This window comes from Paenibacillus sp. FSL R7-269, assembly GCF_000517865.1.
Classification (GTDB): Bacteria; Bacillota; Bacilli; order Paenibacillales; family Paenibacillaceae; genus Paenibacillus_AQ.
In genome coordinates, this window is sequence record NZ_ASPS01000007.1 from 120,314 (window position 1) to 139,784 (window position 19,471).

Annotated in this window: 17 protein-coding genes and 1 pseudogene; 4 read left to right on the forward strand and 14 right to left on the reverse strand. The window is 55.4% G+C overall.

Features of this window, described 5'->3' with window-relative positions; genetic code table 11:
* Nucleotides 1–52: 52 nt before the first annotated feature.
* Nucleotides 53–718: a PspA/IM30 family protein gene (locus tag C162_RS02965; RefSeq protein ID WP_051493176.1), complete on the forward strand. Its 666-nt coding sequence runs from the start codon at nt 53–55 to the stop codon at nt 716–718.
* A gap of 119 nt (nt 719–837) precedes the next feature.
* Here the strand turns inward: C162_RS02965 and C162_RS02970 are convergent, their stop codons facing one another.
* From C162_RS02970 to C162_RS03015, 10 genes are all read right to left on the reverse strand, one after another.
* Complete coding sequence (locus tag C162_RS02970) at nt 838–2,175, reverse strand: LLM class flavin-dependent oxidoreductase (RefSeq protein ID WP_036691109.1); 1,338 nt, start codon at nt 2,173–2,175, stop codon at nt 838–840.
* A gap of 55 nt (nt 2,176–2,230) precedes the next feature.
* On the reverse strand, nt 2,231–2,746 hold the full coding sequence (locus C162_RS02975; RefSeq protein ID WP_051493177.1) for a DinB family protein: 516 nt from the start codon (nt 2,744–2,746) through the stop codon (nt 2,231–2,233).
* Nucleotides 2,747–3,925 (reverse strand): N-methyl-L-tryptophan oxidase, encoded by a 1,179-nt coding sequence (solA, locus tag C162_RS02980; protein ID WP_036691173.1) that lies wholly within the window; start codon nt 3,923–3,925, stop codon nt 2,747–2,749. It abuts the gene before it with no gap.
* Nucleotides 3,909–5,117: an amidohydrolase gene (locus C162_RS02985; protein WP_051493178.1), complete on the reverse strand. Its 1,209-nt coding sequence runs from the start codon at nt 5,115–5,117 to the stop codon at nt 3,909–3,911. The genes solA and C162_RS02985 overlap by 17 nt, the downstream gene beginning before the upstream one ends.
* Nucleotides 5,114–6,136 carry an LLM class flavin-dependent oxidoreductase gene (locus C162_RS02990; RefSeq protein WP_036691110.1) on the reverse strand — a complete coding sequence of 341 codons (1,023 nt, stop codon included), beginning with the start codon at nt 6,134–6,136 and terminating at the stop codon, nt 5,114–5,116. The genes C162_RS02985 and C162_RS02990 overlap by 4 nt, the downstream gene beginning before the upstream one ends.
* Before the next feature lie 11 nt (nt 6,137–6,147).
* Entirely contained in the window at nt 6,148–6,900 is a 753-nt protein-coding gene (locus C162_RS02995; protein WP_036691112.1) for an amino acid ABC transporter ATP-binding protein, read from the reverse strand.
* Nucleotides 6,897–7,607, reverse strand: a complete 711-nt coding sequence (locus tag C162_RS03000) for an amino acid ABC transporter permease (RefSeq protein WP_036691113.1) — start codon at nt 7,605–7,607, stop codon at nt 6,897–6,899. Before C162_RS03000 ends, C162_RS02995 begins: the two co-directional genes overlap by 4 nt.
* Complete coding sequence (locus C162_RS03005) at nt 7,604–8,389, reverse strand: amino acid ABC transporter permease (RefSeq protein ID WP_036691115.1); 786 nt, start codon at nt 8,387–8,389, stop codon at nt 7,604–7,606. Before C162_RS03005 ends, C162_RS03000 begins: the two co-directional genes overlap by 4 nt.
* Before the next feature lie 37 nt (nt 8,390–8,426).
* Nucleotides 8,427–9,299 carry a transporter substrate-binding domain-containing protein gene (locus C162_RS03010; RefSeq protein WP_036691117.1) on the reverse strand — a complete coding sequence of 291 codons (873 nt, stop codon included), beginning with the start codon at nt 9,297–9,299 and terminating at the stop codon, nt 8,427–8,429.
* A gap of 122 nt (nt 9,300–9,421) precedes the next feature.
* Nucleotides 9,422–10,309: a LysR family transcriptional regulator gene (locus C162_RS03015; protein WP_036691118.1), complete on the reverse strand. Its 888-nt coding sequence runs from the start codon at nt 10,307–10,309 to the stop codon at nt 9,422–9,424.
* A gap of 239 nt (nt 10,310–10,548) precedes the next feature.
* On the opposite strand from C162_RS03015, the gene C162_RS03020 reads away from it, so the two are divergent.
* A complete protein-coding gene (locus C162_RS03020; protein WP_051493179.1) occupies nt 10,549–11,115 on the forward strand; it encodes a GNAT family N-acetyltransferase in 567 nt (188 codons plus the stop codon).
* Between the two features lie 402 nt (nt 11,116–11,517).
* Here the strand turns inward: C162_RS03020 and C162_RS36815 are convergent, their stop codons facing one another.
* Together C162_RS36815 and C162_RS36820 are read right to left on the reverse strand one after the other, a co-directional pair.
* Nucleotides 11,518–12,183, reverse strand: a complete 666-nt coding sequence (locus tag C162_RS36815; protein WP_036691177.1) for a vWA domain-containing protein — start codon at nt 12,181–12,183, stop codon at nt 11,518–11,520.
* Nucleotides 12,184–12,390: 207 nt separating this feature from the next.
* Nucleotides 12,391–12,912: pseudogene (locus C162_RS36820) on the reverse strand (TerD family protein); the annotation flags it as partial.
* Between the two features lie 143 nt (nt 12,913–13,055).
* On the opposite strand from C162_RS36820, the gene C162_RS36315 reads away from it, so the two are divergent.
* On the forward strand, nt 13,056–14,432 hold the full coding sequence (locus C162_RS36315; protein WP_162174435.1) for a TerD family protein: 1,377 nt from the start codon (nt 13,056–13,058) through the stop codon (nt 14,430–14,432).
* Between the two features lie 72 nt (nt 14,433–14,504).
* Here C162_RS36315 and C162_RS03035 read toward each other — a convergent pair whose 3' ends face one another.
* Both C162_RS03035 and C162_RS03040 read right to left on the reverse strand, forming a co-directional pair.
* Nucleotides 14,505–15,461 (reverse strand): 3'-5' exoribonuclease YhaM family protein, encoded by a 957-nt coding sequence (locus C162_RS03035; RefSeq protein WP_036691120.1) that lies wholly within the window; start codon nt 15,459–15,461, stop codon nt 14,505–14,507.
* Nucleotides 15,462–15,656: 195 nt separating this feature from the next.
* Nucleotides 15,657–17,936, reverse strand: a complete 2,280-nt coding sequence (locus tag C162_RS03040; protein WP_036691121.1) for an FMN-binding protein — start codon at nt 17,934–17,936, stop codon at nt 15,657–15,659.
* A gap of 482 nt (nt 17,937–18,418) precedes the next feature.
* On the opposite strand from C162_RS03040, the gene hemH reads away from it, so the two are divergent.
* A complete protein-coding gene (hemH, locus tag C162_RS03045; protein WP_036691123.1) occupies nt 18,419–19,444 on the forward strand; it encodes a ferrochelatase in 1,026 nt (341 codons plus the stop codon).
* The last annotated feature ends 27 nt before the right edge of the window (nt 19,445–19,471 follow it).

Here is a 19,471-nt window from a genome sequence, read left to right on the forward strand (position 1 = left end):
CTTGCCAAAATAACCAAACCAATTAAACCCACATATAAAGGAGATTATTATAATGAGCATATTCCAAAGAATCACTACACTAACCAAGGCTGCTATTCATGAAGGACTGAACAAACTGGAAGATCCGATCCTACTAACCGGTCAATACCTGCGGGACCTGGAGGACAAGATTGCTAATGCCGAAGGCAAACAGCGTGAACTCAAGGCAGCAGCCAGTGTGCTGGAGCGCCGGATCTATGAATACAAAGTGCTCGCAGAGCGCAGTGAAGGGGAAGCAGTCCAGTTCATGAGCGAGGGCAATGAACCTGCTGCCCGCTTGGCGGTAATGGCTAAGCTCCGCTACACGGAGAGCGAACAGGAATGCACCGCCGGGCTAAAAGAAACTCAGGCTACACTGGCCTCCCTTGAAGTACAGCTTAACAGCGTTAAGGAAGAACATACACGCCTCAAAGCCAAAAGAGCCGAACTGGCCGAACGTGCCCGCAAGGCCGCAGAGATCAAGCAAGCAGCCCAGGCTTACAGCACCGCTTCTCCGGCAGGCTATCCAGGCCAGGTGCTGAACAACGGCACAGCCTCACGCGGATTCGAACGGATGGAGGACAAAATCGCTATGCAGGAAGCAATGGCCGAGCAAGCCGGACTGGCCGCAGCCGCTCATGACTCTTCCATGAACAGCGCGGTGGAAGCCGAGCTGGAACGCCTCCGTAACCGGAAGTAAGCTGACGGTATCGTCCGTAATACAAGAAGGATGCCTCCCTGGTCATAGGGATAGCATCCTTTTTCTAGTGCTGTTGAATCATCCTGTACGCCATCAACGTCTGCTGGAATGCATCTGATTCACACCTGCCCGGCCGGTTCAGTGGCCTTGGTGTAGCGGTTCTGCGGAATAGGCAAGCCGAGATTCCCCCGCAGGGTATCGCTTTCGTATTCGGTGCGGAACAGCCCGCGCTCTTGCAGAATCGGAACCACCTGATCAACAAATTCCTCCAAGCCGTGCGGTACGGCTGCGGCCAGCATGAAGCCGTCGGCGGCCCCGCCCTCAAACCAGGCCTGCAGCTGATCGGCCACCTGCTCGGGTGTACCGATGAAGCTGCTGCGGGGCGTAGCCGACTGCAAGGCAACCTGCCGCAGGGTTAAGCCCTGCTCTTTGGCATCCTTCTTGATTTTGTCCGTTCCGCTCTGGAAGCTGTTCCGGCCCAGATCGCCCAGATCCGGGAACGGCTCATCCAGCGGATACTGCGAGAAGTCATGATGCTCGAAGAACCGGCCCAGATAGTTCAGCGCATTCTCGACCGTTACCAGTCCGGCAACCTCCTGGTATTTGCGCTCCGCCTCCTCCGGGGTGGCCCCGAGAATCGGTGCTATCCCCGGGAAGATTAACACTTCATCGGGGTTGCGTCCGAACGAGGCTACCCGGCTTTTCACATCCTTATAGAATTCCTGCGCCGATTCCAGGGTATCATGTCCGGTGAAGATGGCATCTGCCACGCTTGAGGCATAATCCTTGCCGACCTCCGAGGAGCCTGCCTGGAAAATCACCGGCTGTCCCTGCTTCGAGCGGGCGATATTGAGCGGTCCCTTTACCGAGAAGAATTCCCCCTGGTGACCGAGCGTGTGCAGCTTATCTTTATCGAAGAAGACGCCTGTCTCCTTGTTCCGTACAAAAGCATCATCCTCCCAGGAATCCCACAGCCCGCGTGCCACCTCCAGATATTCGGCGGCAATGCGGTAGCGCTTGCCATGATCGGGATGCTCCTTCTTGCTGTAATTCAGTGCAGAGCCTTCGAGCGGTGAAGTCACCACATTCCAGCCGGCCCGTCCTCCGCTAATCACATCGAGCGAGCCGAATTGCCGGGCTACCGTGAACGGTTCACTGTAAGAGGTGGACAGGGTCCCGACCAGACCAATCCGGCTGCTGACTGCCGCCAATGCACTAAGAATGGTCAGCGGCTCGAAGCGGTTCAGGAAATGAGGGATAGACTTCTCATTGATGAACAGACCGTCGGCAATGAAGATCAGGTCCAGCTTGCCTTCCTCCGCCTTGCGGACCCACTCCTTGTATAGCTCAAAGTTCACACTGGCATCGGGCTTCGCATCAGGATGGCGCCACATGGAGGTGCTTCCTCCCACTCCGTGCAATAAAGCCCCCAGCTTCAACTGTCTTGATTTCGTCATGTTCATTCCTCCTCGAATTGGTATTCAGTCCGCTTGGTTCCTCATGATAATATTCCTACAGAGCCGCTTGCTGCGATACTTGATTCGCTAGATTCGCTTGACCAGCCTGAGCTCCCCGCTTCACCCGTTCAATCTGGGCCAGATGATTCTGCACATGAGCGGTGAAGCTGCGGACAATATCGGTAATCCGCACCGGCTCGCCTTTGAAGTTAATCCCGCTTTTCTCCCATTCTGCGGGGCTCAGCCTTCCCAGCAGCAGCCTGTTGTAATGCAACAGGCTGCTGAACAGCTCCAGGCTGTCTGCGGCCTTCCCCTGATTACTATGCTGTCCACTGACCCACGCATCCTGCTGGAATGCCGGGAGCTGAACCTTCGTATCCGCCAGAATATCACGGATACGGAAGGAGACCACAATACTGTGATCCGCCAAATGGGCCAGCACCTCGGTCACGCTCCAGCTTGACGGCTCCGCCTTCCACCTCAGCTGCTCTTCGGATAAGCCTTCCACCGCCTGGACCAATTGCCCATGTGTATTCAAGTAACTGTCTAGCTCCACACTCACACTGCTCATTTATTGTCCCTCCATTGTTAGTTTTGATGGTTGCTGTTCAAGTCCGGCCGAGAAGCGCGACAACGCAAACGGAGCTATATTCTGCCGGGTATGTCCCTGCATAGCCAACTCCGCAAGAATCTCTCCGACCGCGCTGGAGAATTTGAAGCCATGGCCCGAGAAGCCTCCGGCCAACAGCACATGGCTGTGTGCCGGATGGCGGTCAATGATGAAATCCTCATCCGGTGTATGCTCATATTTGCAGACAGAACCCTTAAGCAGCTTCCCGGCAGCGCCGGGCATATAAGCTTCGAGCACGCGGCGCAGGTCGCCTTCATCACTCTCCCGGCTGCCGAAGGGGGCCAGCGGTTCACCCGGCTTCCACTCTTCGCCCGTGTCGTGGCGGCCGATCTTCAGCCCTGCCCCGCCGATAGCGGGGAAGCCGTAGAACCCGCCTTCCTCAGAACCAAGTGTGAACCCGGGGAATCTCCCGGCATCGAAGTCAGGCGTACTCCCGAACCAGCCTACTACCTTGCGTACGGCTCTAATGGGCAGGCTGACGAAGGGCGACAATGAGCTGAACCAGGCACCGGCGCTGAGAATAGCAGCGGCTCCATGGTAATCTCCCTGCTTCGTATGGACTGTGACACTCCCTGCACGGGCCGTCACCTTCAGCACAGGTGTATTCGTCAGCAGCTCCGCTCCATGAGCAAGCGCAAGCTGCCGGTAGGCTGTAATGCACCGCTCACTGTAGAGATAACCGGCATCGGGCTCATACATGGCCTCAAATGCTTCCGGAAGGGTCAGGGTCGGCCAGCGGCGGCGGATCTCCGCCGCATCCAGCTGCTCCGCCCGGACCTTCCGTTTCCGCGCCTCCTTATGGCGTCCGGCGAAGGAATAGAACCTGCTGTCTGCCAGATTGAGCACGCCGGACGGAGCTAGCAGCTCCAGGCCGCTCTCTGCCTCCGCCTCTTCCCACAGCACCTGGGCACGGAGCGCCAGGTCAATATAGGCCGGATCGCCGCTATAGGCATGCCGGATCAGCCGGGTATCCCCGTGATGGCTTCCTTCCGTATGCGGCGGATCGAAGGCATCGATCAACAGTGTCTTCACCCCGCGCCGGGCCAGATGATAACCTGCGCTCATCCCCATAGAGCCTGCGCCGACAATAATGACATCATAATCAGAATGCTCCGCTATGATCTGCACCCCTCTCCGCCGCCAGATGTTCAAGCACACGGACCGCCAGATCGCTGAAGAACCCTGCGCCTACCGGCAGCGCCGCTTCATCCAGTTCGAAGGCGGGATGATGCCATTCCCGGCTGCCGGCTGTGCCGGTGAAGACGAACAAACCGGGAACCGCCTGCTGATAGAAGGCGAAGTCCTCCCCGGCCGGAGACGGCACCGGCTGCACGGCGGTATAGCCCAGATTCGCTGCCGTCTCTTCGCCAAGCCGGGCAAGCAGCGCATCGTTGATGACCGGCGGCGGCCCGCCGATCCAGCGCACGCTGGCTTCAGCTCCAAGTGCAGCAGCCACACCTCTGACCACCTCCTCGAACCGCTTCAGCACCCTGCCGCGCACCGCTTCATCGAAGGAACGGATCGTCCCCTCCAGCACTGCCGTGTCCGGGATGATGTTCCACGAATTGCCGCTGTGGATCTGCGTAACGCTGATTACTGCGCTATCCAGGCTGCCCACATTCCGGCTGACGATGGACTGCAGCGCCGTTACAATATGCGAGGCGGCTACAATAGGATCGATCCCGGCCTCCGGCACGGCCGCATGGGAGCCGAAGCCCCGGATACGGACCGCGAAGCCGTCTGCGGCCGCCATCAGCGGGCCGGCCTTGATGCCAATGGTGCCCACAGGCAGATCCGGCTTATTATGCATGCCGATCACGGCACGGACCTGATCCAGCCCTCCGGCTGCGATGATCTGCTGCGCTCCCTTCGCCTTCTCCTCGGCGGGCTGGAACAACAAGCGCACCGTTCCCTTCAGGCTGCTCTCCTGCGTCTTGAGCTGATACACAGCTCCAAGCAGCGCTGCCGTATGGAAGTCATGCCCGCAGGCATGCATTCTGCCCGGATACAGCGAGGTATACGGCAGCCCGGTCTCTTCCTGGATCGGCAAGGCGTCAATGTCTGCCCGCAGTGCAATCACCGGCCCGCCCTGTTGACCGCTGATCTCAGCAATGACCCCGGTCTTCAGCCTGTAATCTGTAATCTTCACCCCCGCCTGATTCAGCAGCGATGTGATGTATGCAGTAGTCTCAACCTCTTCCCCGGACAGCTCCGGGTGCCGGTGCAGATGACGCCTGATCTCAACCAGACGCTCATTGAACGCCAGTGAATGCACTGCCTGGGCAGCGGATTCTGCGGCTGTACTGGTCATAATGAAGCCCCTGCAATAGCCCCGGCCAGCGCCTCACTCAGCAGCTCGAAGGAACGCTGCCGCTTGCCGAAGGGTTGTATATTCGTAGTGACGATGAACTCCTCTACACCGGAAGCTTCAGCTAACGCCAGCAACTGCTCACGTACGGTCTCCTTCGTCCCTTTGGTAATCTCAGGCTCCCGCTCCTCCAGCGTGTACGCTTCCTCACTCTGGCGGGTGAACTCCTCGGCCTGCTCCCGGCTGGCCAGAGTCAGGGTCTTGCCGCTGGCGAAGCGGATGCGGATCAGCTTATGCGCTCCGGCCAATTCTACGGCCTCCTCTTCCGTATCGGCCACGATGACAGCCAGCGCAATAATCACCTGCGGCTCCTGCCCTCCGCTGCTATTGAAGCCGCTGCGGTAAGCCCGCACCGCCTCTAGAGCAACAGCCTGATCGCCGCCGATGAATAATGAGAACACATACGGCAGGCCCAGGCTGGCTGCGATCTCGGCGCTCGCGACACTGGCGCCAAGCACATGCAGCTCCGGCGGGATGCCGGGGAGCGGGCCTGCCTTCAGCCCGTGCAGAGGATGCTTCGCCTCCAGCCGGTTATGCACATACTTTTCCAGCTCCACAATCTTGTCCGTTAACGAAGCAGCTTCTCCGCCGCCCTGCTGCAATGCCTGCGTGCTACGCGGCAGGCCGCCGGGAGCGCGTCCTACACCTAAGTCCACCCGTCCCGGGGCCAACGAAGCCAGCACGTTGAAATTCTCAGCCACCTTGTAGGGGCTGTAGTGCTGAAGCATAATCCCGCCGGAGCCGATGCGGATACGCTCCGTTTTGGCCAGCAGGTGCGAGATCAGCACTTCAGGAGAAGATCCGGCTACCTGCTCGGAATCATGATGCTCGGATACCCAGAAGCGGCGGAAGCCGAGGCGTTCCGATAGCTGTGCCAGGCTGATCGTATGCGCAAAAGCCTCTTCCGGTGTCTCCCCCGGATAAATCGGGCTTTGGTCGAGTACGCTGATTGTAATTGCCATAGATATGCCTCCTAGATGGAATAGTTCAGCTCCGGCGTAATCCGCTTCAGGAACTGCTTCGTTCGTTCTTCACGCGGATGGTTGAGTACCTCCGTGGGCGTGCCCTCCTCGACGATCACTCCGCCGTCCATGAACACCACATGATTCGCCACATCGCGGGCGAATCCCATTTCATGGGTCACCACAATCATCGTGATGCCTTCCTTGGCGATCTTGCGGATTACCGCAAGCACTTCACCTACCAGCTCCGGGTCAAGTGCTGAGGTCGGTTCATCGAAGAGAATGACCTCCGGCTCCAGGGCAAGCGCCCGGGCAATCCCGACCCGCTGCTGCTGGCCGCCGGAGAGCTGGCTCGGATAGGCATCCAGCTTCGCACCGAGTCCCACCTTCTCCAGCAGGGCGACGCTCTTCTCTCTCGCTGCCTCCTTCGGAAGCTTCTTGACGATCAGCAGGCCTTCCATCACATTCTCCAGCGCTGTTTTGTGCCGGAACAGATTATACTGCTGGAAGACCATAGCGGTCTTTTGCCGGAGCTGGTGGATATCTTTCTTACGGGCGTGCCGGAAGTCCAGCTTGAAGTCCCCGATGGAGATTTCGCCGCTGCTGGGCTTCTCCAGAACATTCACGCAGCGCAGCAGGGTTGTTTTGCCGGAGCCGCTGGGACCGAGAATGACGACCACCTCCCCCTTGGACACCTCCAGATCAATATGGTTCAGCACCTGATGGCGCCCGAACGACTTCGATAGCTGCGATAGCTTAATCATGCGACTCCCCCCCGGTTATATAGATTAATCCGTTTCTCGATCAGGGCTGTTGCCCGCTCAATCAGGAACGTCAGTCCCCAGAAGATCAGCGCCGCCGCCAGGTAAGCCTCGAAGAACTTCCAGTTGGTTGAAGCGACAATCTGCGCCTGGGCATTGATGTCCACCACCGATACGGTAAAAGCCAGCGTAGACCCGTGCAGCATCCCGATCACGGAATTCGACAGATTGGGCAGGCTCGCCGCCAGCGCCTGGGGGAACACAATCCGCCGCAGCGCCTGGGGCGTGCTCATTCCGATGGAATGGGCTGCTTCGAGCTGACCGCGGTCCACCGCCAGCAGACCGGAACGCACCACCTCGGACATATAGGCCCCTGCCGTAATGGAGAAGGAGATATAGGCAAAGCCGATCATCGGGATCGATGCAGAGCGGAAGCTCCAGCCGAACTGTGCAGCCAGCCCGTCGATGATCATCGGCAGCCCGAAATAAATCAGCAGCAGATGCGTCAGCATCGGGGTGCCGCGGATGAATGTGACATACCCTACGGCCAGCGGATACAGCCCGGGGACTCTATAAATCCGGATCAGAGCCACGACCGTACCAATCACGAAGCCTGCCAACACGGACACAACCGTGATATACAACGTCGTAGGAATGGCTCCCAGAATTTGCAGAAACGCCGTCCAGATAAACGATGGGTCCAGCTTCATAACGTACCGCCTCCTTTACCCGCTCCCATATCCGCGACGATTGTGCGGTAAGACGCTTTTCGCTGCAGAGTGAACCGCTTCTTGGCCGGGCTGTCCTGGGCTTCATGCCTGAGCAGACGTTTCTCCGCAACCAGCAGCAGCCTCTCAATACACAAACTGATCACAAGATAGATAAGGGCAAGCGCAATATAAGTCTCAATGAAATGCTGGGTCGCGCTGCCCAGGGTCTGAGCCTTGCCCGTCATCTCCATCACCCCAAGCGTGAACGCCAGCGAAGTATCCTTCAGCAGCGCTATGACCAGGTTCGAGAAGACGGGAATCGCAATGCCCAGCGCCTGCGGCAGCACAATACGGGTAAAAGCCTGATAAGAGGTCATCCCCGTAGCGTAAGCCGCTTCCACCTGGCCTTTATCGACTGCTATAACTGAAGCGCGGATCATCTCCGACATGAAGGCCCCGGTATGCAGACCGTAGGTCAGAATTACGAACACCAGCACCGGAGTCCGCGTCATATCCAGATTCACCAGCTTCAGCACCTCAGGCAGACCGTAATAGAACAGGAATAATTGAATCAGAATCGGCGTCCCTCTGAAAAAAGAAATGTACACCTCAGCGCAGGTCTTCAGGACCGGCACCTTATATAGGCGGGGAAGCGCAATGATAAATCCGACAATCATCCCTGCGAGCAGCGAGCAGGCTACGATTAGCAGTGTGGTGCTCAGCGTAGTCAGCAGCTTGGGCAGGAACGAGAAGACAAAACCTAGATCAAACGGTGCACCCATCCTGCACCTCCTTTCAGAGCTGTACGCGCCTCGCGCATTATTGAACTGATGAGGTAGTGACGTCCGCCCCCAGCCACTGTGTGCTTATTTTGCCAAGCGTGCCGTCTGTCTTCAGTTCCTTGACCACTCCGTCAATGGCCTCCGACAGCTTCTGTGAAGGGGCATCATCCTTGCGCAGCACATACAGAATATCAGCAGAGGACAGCTCGGGACCCACCGCCTGCAGCTTGCTCTGCGGGTCGATGATCGGCAATACGAAATCCGCAGCAAGGGTAGCATCTACCCGGCCCGAATCAATCTGGCTGACCGTATCGTTGGCGGCACCGTTCTGATAGACAATTTTGATCGAATCCGCACCGTGCTCCTTGTTATAGTTCTCAAGAATTTGCGCTTGCGCGCTGGTGGCGCCGGTCAGTACCTTCTTCCCCTTCAGATCGTCCAGTGTCTGGATTGAGGTATTCCCTTTGGCTACAACGATGCGGTTTCTCCAGTGGGCATAAGCTTCCTTGTTAAAAGCGTACTTCTGCTCCCGCTCTGGGTTCTTCTCCATGACATGGGCTACCAGGTCAATCTTCTTCGTCTCCAGACTCAGCAGCAGATTGCTGAAATCCATCGTCTGGAATTCGAACTCATACTCCGGCAGGCGATTGTCAATCTCCTTCAGCAGCTCCACATCGAACCCGGTCAGCTTGCCGTTCTCATCAATGAAGCAGACGTTGGGAAAAGCTGTCCCGGTGCCGACTATAATCTTGGTCACCTTAGCCGGATCGGCGGCTGCAGCCGTGGACTTCGCACTATTCTGAGGGGCGGCCTCTGCGGCCTTGCCGCTACTTACGCTATTATTATTGCCGCAGCCAGCGATCAGCAGCGTTAGTACCAGTGTGGATGCGAACGATATTGTCTTGTTCATGTCTCAAACCCCTTTTCAATTTAGATAATCCCTATCTGTTTAGTGGTGATTATATGCAATTAACTTTATCACTGCACGCTGCCATGCGCTAATAGAGTTTCTTAATATGGTTATTCAAGAAGTCAATTCAGCTTACTCAGCGTCCCCGTCCCCAGCTCCAGCAGGGTGTTCAGGAATTCCGCGTTCTCTCCGTTCAGCGAGATCAGACTAGTCCGCAGGGAGATGCCTTCGGTTTCCGTGATATCCACCCTTACCAGCGTCCCCGCCTCTACTTCCTCCTGCACACTCAAGGCTGGAAGGAAGCAGATTCCTGCTTGCTTCAGCACCAGCTTCTTGGCAGTCTCCAGGTTATCCACCTGATAGACAATGCCCGGCGGACGCTCCATACTCTCGAATACCCGATGCAGACGCATCCAGTCCAGCGAGCCGCATTCGAAGAATACGAGGGTCTGCTCAGAGATCTCCCGGATCGAAGCACGGCCCTTGCGGGCCAGCGGATGACCGGCGTACACATACAGCGAGATGGGGTCTTCACAGAAAGGAAAGGACTGGATGGCCGGATTCACAACCTTGCGGATAAAAGCGAGATCGATCTCCTTCGCCTTCAGCTTCTCAATCAACACTTCGGTGGGAGCGGTAGTCAGCTTCATTCGGATGTGCGGATACCGCTGCTTCAAATGGAGCAGGAGATGGGGCATCAGATAATTGGAGACGGATACCGTACTGCCGATTCTCAGCTCGCCGGGGATTTGGCCTTTGGATTGGATCTGATGCCTGCCGTTCTGATAGACCTGCAGAATTTGCTGCGCATAGGGGAGGAACTGGCGGCCTTTATCCGTCAGGTTAATCTGCTTGCCCAGCCGGTCGAATACCTTGCAGTCCAGTTCCCGTTCCAGCGACTGGATACGGGCAGTCACTGTCGGCTGTGAGATATAGAGCACCTCTGCCGCTTTATTGAAGCTTCCATAGTGGTTAATGTAGACAAAAGCCTCAATGTTCTCGATATTCAAGCATAGTCCCCCTCTGCATCAATAATTACATTATTCCTATCGTTTAACAATGAATTTAATTAATCTTATGCAGAGGCTATTTTTTTGTCAACTGACGGAATAGCCGAAACCATCCTATTGATCACAATTTCAGATAGAACTTTTCTATGGATTAATCGAAATCATTAAATTCCACTTATGCTCATCGGATTTGTGTATTATAATAACGCCACATCCCTTTACCGGACAGGAGGCACCAGATGAATCACTCAACAGAACTTGTAATCCGTGAAGCCGCAGCTTCCGACCGTGGAGCCATTGCCGGGGTCTTGCTCGAAGCTTACAGCGAATATGCAGCCGTGCTGTCCGAGCCGTTCTGGGCGGAGTACCGGGATTCTATTCTCGGCTCAGTTCATGGCGATGCACCGGTTCTCCGGATTGTAGCGGAGCTGGACGGACAAATTGTAGGAAGCGTACTGCTGTTCACCTCCTCAGAGGCTGCTTACGGCAGACCGGAGCTGGATATCCATACGCCGATCATCCGTCTGCTGGCTGTATCTCCGGCGGTCCGGGGGCGCGGGGTGGCCAGACTTCTAATCCAAGAAGCCGCAGAAAGGGCCATTGCGCTGGGGGCAGCCAGTCTGAACCTGCACACTTCGGATATGATGGCCTCTGCGATTAGGCTGTATGAGAGACTCGGCTTCAAGCGGGCTTATGAGACGGATCTGAAGAACGGGGATACTCTGGTCAAGGGCTATCGTCTGGAGCTGCCGGTCTCCGCCGATCCACAGGTGGAACCAACCTCTAAGGCCAGGGTAACAGGCTAAGCTGCCCTTTTCTTACGGCGATAACCAATTCAGCGGAGCGCTCTAGGGCTCCGCTGAATTGGTTTGTTTCGGGTTCCGCTTGGGGTCTTGCTTGGGGTGCCGCTGTGGCTGGTAAATTCCAAAAATCCTGCCCACAAGACAACAATCTTCTCATCATTTGGACCAAAACTCTAAATTGTTGTATAAAAGTCAGCTTTCTTGCTCCTCCGGGCGGCTTAACGGGACAATTCTTATATTTGTTGCAACATTCCCCTTAGACGCCCAAATATCCTCGAATCAAAGCTGCAATACGTACAACATTACTGGCGTTGCTGTGCAATCCGCCCGCAGTAGGGAGGCAAACACAGTTTACCTTGAATGCTCCTATAGAGCGGAGACAGTACATTTTCCCCGCGAATGCTGCTACAGAATCCCCTTCGCCTTCGCGGCCTTCAGCCACTGCGGGAATTCATTCAACAGCTGGTCATACAGTTCCTCGTCGGATACGTCCTCGATGCGGTCCAGGTGCATGAAGCTGGCGTTATCCACCAGTCTGCCGCTCATCGTGTCGAGCTGCTTCAGCACCTCGAAGTCAGAGTCGCCGATGCCTACAAACTGCCAGAAGATTGGAAGAGAAGAGGCTGCCAAAATGACCTTGCGGGTCAGCTTCACAACCCCGCCGTCATTGATGAAGATAATGAACACAGGCGTCGTGTCCGGCTCCTCCTTCGTGTATTTCTGGATGACATCCTGCATCACCGGCGGTTCATTATTGCGTCCGAACTTATGAATCGCATCATTATTCGTAATATGGGTGAAGACATAGCTGCCAAGCTCCCGTTCGGTAACCGGCGGAAGTCTGCTGAATTCCGTATCGTAGACCCATACATCCAGCGAGCCGTTATCGTCGAACTTGCTGGCTACCGCGAGGATGCGTTCCACCACTTCCTGCACCACGCCTCTGGCATAGAGACTACGCATGGAGCCGGTGATGTCCAGCACAATCCCCACCCTTGCGGTGACACCGGTGAGCTGTTTTTTGACTAGGGTGAGCTCCACGATCTTTTTGCGCAGATTAATCGAAGACAACACATTCACCGGAAGCTCCGGCTCGGGCTGCAGGATTACCTCTGGGGTCTGCTCCACTAACCGAGCTGTCCGCTCCACTACCTCAGCTGCCTGCCCCATTCCCTCAGATGTTTGCTCCACTACCTCAGTTTCCCGCTCTACCACCTCAGCCGCCGCTGCGGCTTCGTTCCCGGATTCCTGTTCCACCTCAAGCCCGTAGCTGCTGCACAGTGCCGCGAGTCCCCCATTATACCCGCTCCCGATTGCGCTGAACTTCCACTCTCCCTGATGGCGGTACAGCTCCCCGGCTACAACGGCAGTCTCCTCCGACAGATCCGCTCCATACTCGAAGCGGTGCAGTTCTTCCCCAGTTCTGCGGTCAGTCAGTGTCAGCTGCAAGCCGGACAGCTCCTTCATCCGCTGGTTTCGCTGCTCCCCCTCATAGATCGTCAGGGTCAGCGCAATGCGGGCATAATGCAGAGGTATTTTCGCTAACGAAATGGACAGGCTCGCCCCGTTCTCCCCCTCTGCAGCATGAACTATGGCCCCATCCCTGGAGACCGGATTGCCATAGAATATAAAGTCCTCATCCCGTTCACACCGGTTCTGATCCGACAACAGAAAGGCTGCCGCATCGACGCCTATTCCGCTATGGTGTGTATTCCAGCCGAGCTGGACCTTTATGTCGCTTACATCTCTTCCTTTGGTGAGTTCGGCCTTTTGACCTTTTGAAAGCTGCAAATCCTTCATCTCCTCTTCATAGCAGTCTATTCCAGAAGTTCATAGATAAGGTATACCCCATTGTGGCAGCCTTGCACAACCTGAACAGATTGTATTTCCGCCTTTGCTCCTATAATATGGAGGTATTAGATGATAGATAGGGGCTTTACCTGATGAATTTCACTGCGATAGATTTTGAGACTGCCAATTCCGGCCGCTCCAGCGCCTGTGCCCTGGGGCTTGTTCAGGTCCGCGATGGTATCGTTACAGCAGAACATAACTGGCTGATAGACCCGCAGCAACCGTTCGACGGGATGAATATTGCCATTCATGGCATTACACCTTCGATGGTCAGAGGCCAGCCTACCTTCGAGGAGCTGTGGCCTACGGTAGAGCCGCTGCTGCAAGGGGAGATTGTGATCGCGCATAATGCCGCCTTCGATATGAGTGTGCTGCGCTACTGCCTGGACGACTACTCTCTCTGCTATCCCGGCTTTCAATATTTATGTACCTACCTGCTCGGCAAAAAAATGCTCCAGGACCTCCCCTCCCATAAGCTGAATGTCATCTCGGCGCATTTCGGCATCCGGCTGAAGCACCATGATGCTCTGGAGGATGCCAGAGCTTCTGCACTGATTCTCCTGAAATTGATGGAGCAGTGGCAGCAGTTCGATCCGCTGCTGTTAGCCGGCAGCCAGGGCTATAAGGCCGGGATGATGTATGACGGCGGGTATACGCCATTCAAAGCAGCGCCCAAGAAGGCCGCGAAAAAGCCGGCGGCCGGGAAGAAGGCAGCCGCTAAGACCGCGGTTGCTTCAAGCCCGGGCTTGCAAGTTAGCGGAACGGTAGCCGGGCAGGCACAAGGTGAAGCGCCAGCAGCTTCACTTGACCAGCTTCCGGCCGCAGCACCTCCAGCCGCCGGTGCTGCGGCTGTCCCTACACTGGTTCGGGGGCAGCGCGTCGATATCGGCGGCAAGCTCAGCGCTTCCAGACTCCTTGCGGCTGTGGAGTGGGATGCATCGGCTTTGCACACGGAAGTGAGCCAGCCGGAGACTGCTGCCTTTCTGCTTCGGGAGAGCGGACGCTGTGAGCAGGAGCGGGAGCTTATTTTTTATGGGAATATGGAAGACCCCAGCGGCTCCGTCTTCTCCTCGAAGCCTGCTGCGCATATGGGGCATCTTTATCTTCAGTTAAGCAATCTGCCTGCAGCCATTACACGGATTGCGCTGGCCTTCACCGTTCCGGAGTTCAGCGGTAACAGGCATCCGGGCCCGATCTGGAACGCTTCCGTATCACTGATTGATTCCCGGACGGGAGTCAGGCTGGCGGTGTTCCCCTTCAGCCGGAATGTTATGCCAGGCATGTCCGTTGTTATCGGCGAGTTCTACCGTTATAAGGATAAGTGGAGATTCGCTGCAATTGGCGAGGGGTTCCCGGGCGGACTCCGTGCCCTATGCAGCCATTACGGTCTTACGGTGGAGGCAGATGGCCCTTCGGAGAAGGCTGCGGCTGAGTCCGCCGCCGCAGCGGAGGCTGAAGGTCCTAAATAAAGCAATCCCCCCAAACCGCAACTACGGGATGGGGGGATTGCTTTATTTTCAGCGATACAAGGGTCTCAGTCGTTATAACTTCAGCCGGTAGACGGCCTTATTCTCCAGTCCTCTAATGAACGGCGTCCATTCCTCCGTCTCCGGCGTAGTATCCAGAGCGTCCTCCACCATCTGCAGCTTGGCATCCATCGCATCAATATGATGCAGGGCAACCGCTTCAGCCGTCTGCGGCTGGACTGGGCTTCCCCACTCCCCAAGATTATGATGGGACAATACAAGATGCTGAAGCGCCATGACCTTCTCGGATTCCAGATCAATTCCGGTGCGGATGGCCGCTTCTGTAATCCAGCTTGAAGCCATTGAGATATGTCCAATCAGCTTTCCGTGCACGCTGTAGTCCGACACAATGCCGTACTGCGAGATCATCTCTTCAGGCTTGGCAATATCATGGAGGATGATGCCCGCTCTCATCAGATCAGGATTCAGGAACGGGCGCTGCTTGCACAAGAAATCCCCAATCTCCAGCATACGTACCATGTGATAAGCAAGCCCGGCGAAATACGCATGATGGTGGGTCTTGGCAGCCGGATAATGCATCAGCTTCTCTTCCACCTTACCGACACAAAAGTTCACAATCGCTGCAATCTCCGGATCAGCAATACTAGCCATTTCGTTCTTGATCGTATGGACCAGGTCCACAGGACGCACCGGGGCCGAGCGGATGAAGTCGGTCAGCGATACCCCGTCGGATTCATTGACCAGTCTGAGCTTGGTGATTTTGACCTGGAGCTTCTCGCGGTACGTATGGGCCATTCCCCGGACCTTCACCAGCGCCATCGGGAAAAAAGTCTCCTTATCCGTCACGCTGACGTCCCAGTATTTCGCCGAAATCTGACCACTGGCATCACCTAGTACAATATCGAAGTAATCCTTGGGAGGAGTCCCGTTCGTCTGTTTCAGCACCAGTTCTCTAAGCAGATAGAAGCCGGTGAATTCATCCTGCGGGGCTAGCTGTTTGATTAATGTCATTGTGAAGCCTCCTATGACTTACAGGCCTGGGCCTGCTGGGTATATTAGTGTGTATATTAGAGGTTTGACACTCCCTTCCCAAATCCCTTTAAATTACTATACGATTGGCATTTCTATTTATGTCCACACCTGAAAAAAGGGCTGTCCCGGCGGCCATTTGCATGACCTTGGACAACCCTTAATAAATAGATTCTTTTATTTGCCGGCAGATTCAAGCGCTGCTTTGATCGCTTCTACCGCTTTGGCGGAGATGGCTTTCTGGGCATCATTCGCTCCGAAGGCTGCTGCACGGTACCCGTACTTATGCAGTCCCTTGCCGTTCGAGGTATTCTCGATCTCGTATTTCACAAGCAGTTCATCATCCGTCAGATTATATCTTACTTTACCCTTATCATCCAGGTAGTACACAGCCATAGTTACAGGCACATTATACTTAGTAGTAACCATGACATTTACAGTTTTATCCACACTTGCGCCGATGAAAATACCATCGAAATACGCAGCCTTATCCGTTTCCGTAACTTCCGCTTTACCATAAGCTCTGTCAACGGCTGCCTTCAGCGCATTGCTGCTGCTGGTAGCGCCGGATACCGCATCTACATCCTGAGCGCCTTCTCTTGTACCTGCGGCCAGGAAGCTGGCGGTCAGCACCGGAATAGCTTTTTGCACCTCAGCGTAAGCGGCTTTGCCCAGATCGACCATGTTCATGCCTACACGGGACAGAGCAACGTTTACGATCTTGCCGTTGCGCAGTGTAACATCTGCTTTGTTCGTGCCTTTGTCATACGCATCACCATAAGCGGTGAAGGTGCCGTCTTTATAAGTGCCTTGTACTTTGGACGCATTAGTCAAAGCATCCGTCAGTGCTGCCTTCGCTGCAGCCGACAGGGCTTCCTGTCCGGCGATATCTGGAGCCTGCACGCCGCTTGCGAGCAGTCCGGCGGTCAGCTTGTCGACCAATGATTTCTGTTCTTCCGTACGTTTGTCATCTGCAATCAGCTTACCGTCTGCGCCGAACAGGCTCAGCTTGATGCCTGTTACCTGATCAGCATCGATATCCACCAGCAGCATAACCTTGGACTGATTATCCACACCGGCAAATTTGCCGTCGAAGGTTTGACCTTCATCCGGAGTCTTCAAGGCTTTCTCAAAAGCGCGCTCTACGGCCTGGTTCCAGCCATGGCTGCTCTCCGTAGCACCGGAGATTCCATCTACCTTCTCATTATAGTTAGCGATGTAAGATCCGTTAGCCAGCAGTTTGGCAGTCATCGGAGCATTCGCCTTCACAACCTCTGCATAGGCGGTTGCACCTCTGTCGATCAGGTTGCTGCCAAGTCTGAACAGCTTCACATCTACCAGCTTACCGTTACGGATCACAACATCTGCTCTCTCCACGCCTACACTTCTTGCTGTACCGTAGGAAGAGTAGAATCCGTCAACATAAGCAGCCTTGTTGTTGATGCTGGCATTCTGTTCGGCATCCCAGAAGGCGTTCACTGCGGCTTTGGTCTCTGCCTCGAAGCCGGCTACCGGCTGCGCACTGGCACCTTTGGCGAGCAGTGCAGGAGTGATTGCGGCAATCGCTGCGGTCTGTTCAGCCGTATATGTCTTCTCATCCACGAAATCTCCGGTAGCGCTCAGCGGATACAATTTAACCGCAGTCAGCTTGTTTGCTTCATAGGTTGCAAACACTGCATATTTGGCCTCAGGGTCTACACCCATGTGAACTCCGTCAAAATAAGTGGCATTAGCCGCTTGGTGCTCAAGCGATCGCTCAAAAGCTCTGTCTACGGACAGCTTCCAGCCGTTGCTCGTGCGGGTTGCGCCGGATACAGCATCAACCGCAGCTGCGCCGTCTCTGGTTTTGCCCATCAATCTGTCTTTCATCAGACCGTAGGCTGCCCACACGCCGCTGTAATTCTCACGGGCATTGCGGTCGATGATCTTCGGGCTGGTTCTGAGCAGCTCGATATCGGCAATCTTGCCGTCTTTAATCGTTACCTTCGCACCCTCTGTACCTTTGGAATACGCATCTCCGTAGGCTACATATACTCCATCCTGATATACATCCTTGTGCACAGTAACTGGTGTTGCTGTTGCTACAGGCTTCGCGGTTGCTGCTGGCTTTGCAGTTGCCTTGGCGGATGCCGCCGGTGCAGTGGTCGCTGCCGGCTTAGCTGTTGCTGCGGGTGCAGTGGTCGCCTTCGGAGTGGCTGCCGGTTTGGCTGTCGCCTTCGGAGTGGCTGCCGGTTTGGCTGTTGCCTTCGGAGTGGCTGCCGGTTTGGCTGTTGCCTTCGGAGTTGGCGCCGGTTTGGCTGTTGCCTTCGGAGCTGGTTTAGCAGTCGCTGCCGGCGCTTCTTCCGAGGCTGCTGAAACCGCATCCACCTTCAGGTTCAAAGCCGGTGCGTTAATCGTGTAGGCTAATGGCGCGAGCAGCAAGGCTGCGCTTACAGTCAAAGAAATTAATTTTTTCAAATGCGTATTCTCCTTTATTATCCCCAGTAGTATGTAGCGTTTTCAAATCGTTTTGGTCCATTCATTTCCTTCTGATTACGAAGAGCAGCCAACTCTTCCTGAATGTCACCACTCCTTCCTTCATTCCTGCTCGGCCCAGCCCGTGTAAGAAAAGATTCATCTATATATACAATCTTTCAAAAGGTGAAACAATTCACATAATGGAGTGAATTAATTCACATAAGTGGACTTCAAGCTGCTGGTGAATATTTCTGGCTTGATGGTAACAAAATTGAAACTCTTTTCTCTGTGTAGAAAATCACACACCCTATAAGAAACATCACTTTTTTGCAATAACACAAAATATATATTTCTTACACCTCTCATAATCTCCCATATCCTCCTTCATATGATATCCGTGCGATATACTATATTGTGTGGTTGTGCTTGAATATGATATTTTTAAACGATGTCATGTTCATGGAAAGGAGGAACAGCTGCTCATGAATCAGTCGTGTATAGGCGTTATTCTTGCTCAGATCGGGACCCCTGACGCCCCGAGCGCCAAGGCGGTCCGCCCTTATCTGAAGCGGTTTCTGTCCGACCGCAGAATCATTGATTATCATCCGCTGCTCTGGCAGCCGCTGCTGCGCGGCATTATTCTGCGCACCCGTCCGCGCCGGTCCGCGAAGCTGTATCAGGAGATCTGGATGGAAGAGGGTTCGCCTCTGCTCGTCCACTCCAGAGCACAGCAGGCTGCGCTCCAGGCACTGCTGGGCAGCAGCTATCAAGTCGAGCTGGGGCTTGCTTACAGCACACCCGGCATGGCTGAAGCCTTCCGCAAGCTGGAGGCTTCGGGAGTGACCCGCATCATAGTCCTTCCGTTATTCCCGCAGTATTCCTCGACAACGACCGCTTCCGTCTATGAAGCTGCAAGCTTTGCCGCTCTGGGACGACATAGCCGCTACGGGCAGGTATCCAAGCGCTTCGTACCTGCGCTGCGGTTCGTAGAAGCCTACCATGATGCACACGGCTATATCGCAGCGATGCAATCCTTATTACAGCGGCAAATCCGCGCCATGAGTGAAGACCCGGACTATTATGTCCTGTCCTTCCACGGCATTCCCCGCCGTTATGCCGAGACCGGAGATCCCTATCCGCAGCAATGCCAGGAGACAGGCCGTCTGCTCGCAGAAGCTATGGGCTGGACCCCGGAACGCTGGCAGCTCTCCTTCCAGTCCCGTTTCGGGCCGGAGACCTGGGTAGGGCCGTCGACTGCGGACACGCTGAAGGAGCTTCACGGACGCGGAATCCGGCGGCCGCTTATTTTCTCTCCTGGACTAGTCACAGACTGCCTCGAAACGCTGCATGAGCTGGCCGTAGAAGGCCGGGAGCTCTTCGCCATGGGCGGCGGAAATGCTGAGATGCTGGAGGTAGCCCCTTGCCTGAACGACACGGAAGAGTGGATCAGCTTTCTCGCAGAGCTGGTAGACTGCTCGGCCCAGGGCTGGCTGTCTTCCGCCGAATGAAGACAAAAACGCCCGGTCTCAGGGATG

Bases quoted from the DNA above. Each gene is read 5' to 3' on its own strand.
- C162_RS02965 (WP_051493176.1), top strand. From the start codon at position 53: ATGAGCATATTCCAAAGAATCACTACACTAACCAAGGCTGCTATTCAT.
- C162_RS02970 (WP_036691109.1), bottom strand. From the start codon at position 2,175: ATGACGAAATCAAGACAGTTGAAGCTGGGGGCTTTATTGCACGGAGTG.
- C162_RS02975 (WP_051493177.1), bottom strand. From the start codon at position 2,746: ATGAGCAGTGTGAGTGTGGAGCTAGACAGTTACTTGAATACACATGGG.
- C162_RS02985 (WP_051493178.1), bottom strand. From the start codon at position 5,117: ATGACCAGTACAGCCGCAGAATCCGCTGCCCAGGCAGTGCATTCACTG.
- C162_RS02990 (WP_036691110.1), bottom strand. From the start codon at position 6,136: ATGGCAATTACAATCAGCGTACTCGACCAAAGCCCGATTTATCCGGGG.
- C162_RS02995 (WP_036691112.1), bottom strand. From the start codon at position 6,900: ATGATTAAGCTATCGCAGCTATCGAAGTCGTTCGGGCGCCATCAGGTG.
- C162_RS03000 (WP_036691113.1), bottom strand. From the start codon at position 7,607: ATGAAGCTGGACCCATCGTTTATCTGGACGGCGTTTCTGCAAATTCTG.
- C162_RS03005 (WP_036691115.1), bottom strand. From the start codon at position 8,389: ATGGGTGCACCGTTTGATCTAGGTTTTGTCTTCTCGTTCCTGCCCAAG.
- C162_RS03010 (WP_036691117.1), bottom strand. From the start codon at position 9,299: ATGAACAAGACAATATCGTTCGCATCCACACTGGTACTAACGCTGCTG.
- C162_RS03020 (WP_051493179.1), top strand. From the start codon at position 10,549: ATGAATCACTCAACAGAACTTGTAATCCGTGAAGCCGCAGCTTCCGAC.
- C162_RS36315 (WP_162174435.1), top strand. From the start codon at position 13,056: ATGAATTTCACTGCGATAGATTTTGAGACTGCCAATTCCGGCCGCTCC.
- C162_RS03035 (WP_036691120.1), bottom strand. From the start codon at position 15,461: ATGACATTAATCAAACAGCTAGCCCCGCAGGATGAATTCACCGGCTTC.
- hemH (WP_036691123.1), top strand. From the start codon at position 18,419: ATGAATCAGTCGTGTATAGGCGTTATTCTTGCTCAGATCGGGACCCCT.